Annotated in this window: 4 protein-coding genes; 3 read left to right on the top strand and 1 reads right to left on the bottom strand. The window is 61.6% G+C overall.

Translation table 11 applies throughout. From position 1 onward, the window contains the following. Positions 1–420: 420 nt before the first annotated feature. From HMPREF3105_RS08355 to HMPREF3105_RS08345, 3 genes are read left to right on the top strand one after another with little or no spacing between them, the layout of a single operon-like run. The gene (locus HMPREF3105_RS08355; protein ID WP_020628262.1) at positions 421–1179 is read left to right on the top strand and encodes an AbiTii domain-containing protein; all 759 of its coding nucleotides are present in this window, start codon (positions 421–423) and stop codon (positions 1177–1179) included. A gap of 18 nt (positions 1180–1197) precedes the next feature. After that, positions 1198–1587: a hypothetical protein gene (locus HMPREF3105_RS08350; protein ID WP_070709206.1), complete on the top strand. Its 390-nt coding sequence runs from the start codon at positions 1198–1200 to the stop codon at positions 1585–1587. Position 1588: 1 nt separating this feature from the next. Next, a complete protein-coding gene (locus HMPREF3105_RS08345; protein ID WP_020628264.1) occupies positions 1589–2371 on the top strand; it encodes a HEPN domain-containing protein in 783 nt (260 codons plus the stop codon). Between the two features lie 180 nt (positions 2372–2551). Here the strand turns inward: HMPREF3105_RS08345 and HMPREF3105_RS08340 are convergent. Further along, on the bottom strand, positions 2552–3024 hold a 473-nt coding region (locus tag HMPREF3105_RS08340), incomplete at its 5' end, for a hypothetical protein (protein WP_210401439.1).

Genomic DNA, 3024 nt, shown 5'->3' with positions numbered 1-3024 from the left:
GCTAGCGGGATTTGAACCCACGACCTCTTGACCCCCAGGCGTCCAGACGGTGCGATCGAGACCGAAATTCGCGTGATTCCGGACCTCAGATCATGCTGAGCACGTCACGAGATGCATGGTTCGCATGATTTTGGTCCCCAATTGGTCCCCCTCCCCGAAGGCGCGCGGGAGCCTGAAAAGGAGCTTCGTTGGCGCGCAGATGGTCAGAGATCCGGCCGACACGCTCTTCGCTTCGTCAGCGGGCGTGACTTCGATAAGGGGGTTCTTGCCCTTCTCCCCCGCGACGCACCAACAGCCCGCCGACCGATGCTCAGCGACATGCATGAGCGAGACTGATCCCCTGCGGCATCGTCGTGGTCGCCCCGAGGTGTCGGCGGTGGAGGAGATAATTTGGCTGTGATCAAACGTCCACCGGATCTCATGGCGCAAATCGAGCGTGACCTTCTCGATGAGAAACCGCTCGACACTCTGCTCCGCAAACTCATCCTGCTCGGCGGAAGCGCAGGCTCACCCGAGCTTCGCAACTGGGCGTCGGTAGAGCTCCGCGGCTACGGGCGGGACGCGGAGCTGCCCCTGTACCGAACTGTGTCCGCTCCGCTGCAAATCGACGGCACCGTTCCAGGCGGGATCGTGCGCCACGAGACAATCGGCGCGATGGACATTCCCGACTTCGCTCGCGACGAAATCAACGAGCAAGTTCCACTTCGAATGGGCGTGAGCGAGATCCACAGCATGGTGGATCAGCACCGAACCGACAGAATGGTCAAGCTCCAGCCACCGGGTGCTCCCGACCTCGTCACCTATATGAACGGCACCCGGGAGATGAACGGCCACATCACTGCGCTCTACTGGAGCGTCAGCACTATCGCGCTCGCAGGCGTGCTCGACCAGATTCGCACTCGCTTAGCCGAACTCATCGCCGAGCTGCGCTCCGCAACCCCACAGGGCCAGAACCTACCAACCCCAACGCAGGCAGCCAACGCCGTGAACTTCGTCATCAACGGGCGCGGGAACCGCGTGAGCATCGCACAGGCCGCGGACGGCAGCACGATCACTGCTGCCCCCGAAGAAGCGAAGCCGCGCTTCTGGACGCGAGCAAAGCTCGTCGGTGCAGCGGCCGTTGGACTCGCCACGATCGCAGGAACGGTCATCGCGGCACTCCAACTGCCGATCTGGTGAGGTAATCGAGAGGAAGCCATGACCACGCATACACCCCGAACAGTCACGTCCGTGCTGGCGGAAGTGGGAACCGACAGCGTCACCATTACGTGGGGGCTCGGAGAGCCAGTCGATGTCGGCGATGTCGAGTTCTTCGGCTATGGCATCTATTACTACGACCCGACCGGCAACGGCGGAAAACGACTCGGCGTTCGCTTCGGCGACGCGATCACGGCGTGGGTCTTCGACAACGCCAGTGCCACCCAGGCTAACTACGAGGCCTCGTCCGTCACGGCCACGAAGGACGCCGTGACGGTGCACTTCCACGACGCAAGTCTGGGCCTGGACGCGGTGGGCACGATCGCGGCCTACGCACACGTCAACGGTCACGATACGCAGGCCGAACTACCTGTCACGCTTCTGCATTGACATGAGCGATCTCCAACTTCCTGGCGGCGAAGAGACGTTCGGTGAACATCTCGTCGAGAACCTCTTCGCAACGTGGATTGATCGCGACCTCGAACAGCGCGCAACCGAGCTCACGCGGGCGCACGTGTACCGCGCGGTGGTTGAGCTCCCGCCATCGGGTGGTGCACCGATCGTCCGAATCAACGAGGAGGTGTCGCTGCAGGCGCGGGCGGTCGCATCGGCGCCCATCAAGAAGGGCGAGCCGGTCACTGCAGAGAACATCAGCAGTCTCGAAGCCTTCTGGCCTGTCGATGTCGACCCGAACAGCGGATGGCTGGCCTACATCATCGTCGGCGAGTCCGCATACATTGCCTTCGACTTGCGCTACAACAAACAGCGCAGTGCCGAGTTGCTCAGCCTTGCTGACGACTACCTCGACGTAGTCGAAGCGGTCCGGGAGTTCGCGCTGCGACCAGCCGTCGACAATCTCCTCTCCGCGGCGGAACTCACCGTTCAGGCGCAGATGCTCGCGCAGTCGCAGGAGACGAAGTTCCACAACGTGCGAGATCGGTGGCTGCGTGAGAACGAACGGCTTGGCAATGCGCCGGAAGGCTTCTTCGCCACGCTCCAGCGGCTCCGGCGAGAACGAGGGGCCGCGAGGTACGGCGACGGCGTCTTAGGAGTAACAGCCGACGAGGTGCCAGCCTTGATTGCGACCGTCCGCTCGATGGTCGAGCACGCAGCCAATCAGATCGGGCTGGTCGCGGCCGACACAAGTTCACTGAGCAGCAGGTCTCCTCAATAATCGTTGGGCGTGAGGAACGAACGCTCGATCGGCTCAGCCCGGCATCTACATCGTGAAGTTGACCGCGAAACGTCCAAACGGCGTCGTCGAGGCCCGAATCCGCGTAGTTCTAGGCCTCAGATAATGCAGAGGATGTCACGAGAAGCATGAATTGCATGTGTTTGGTCCCCCACGTGGGGGTCAGAAGAGACGATCATCAAGAGGATCAAGCAACGTGATCTGCAACTGGTCACGCCCGTCGGGATGCTCAAGCTCGACTCGAAGCGCAAACCCCGTGTCCAAAATGCTCTGGATATCTGAGTGGTCTCTGGCCGAGATCGTCCCCAACAGCTGCACGCCTTGGTAGAGGCCGAACGGAGCGGGATGAGTCTCGCCCTCTATCTCCGCCAGGCGTAGCGGGATAGAGCCTGTAGTAGGCGCAGCCTGAAGGTGGACAGGCACGTTCGCCACGTTGCGATCGAGCAAGTTCTTCAGCAGGCTTCGCCGTCGCTGACGCGTAAAGTCGAGGAGATCAATTACCTCAGAGGTCGATGCGGCAAACTCTTGGCGCCAGCCGGACACGCCTAGTGATGCCAGATGCTCTCTCAACACGTCCAGTTCCGCTACCCGATCGAAGCGACTTGCCACTAGGTGTAAGAGGTCATGACGTTGTT

The sequence above is a fragment of the Micrococcus sp. HMSC31B01 genome (assembly GCF_001816085.1).
GTDB classification, from domain to species: Bacteria; Actinomycetota; Actinomycetes; order Actinomycetales; family Micrococcaceae; genus Micrococcus; species Micrococcus luteus.
The sequence above is the reverse complement of the archived record's forward strand: the minus strand, read 5'-3'. Positions and strand labels throughout refer to the sequence as shown.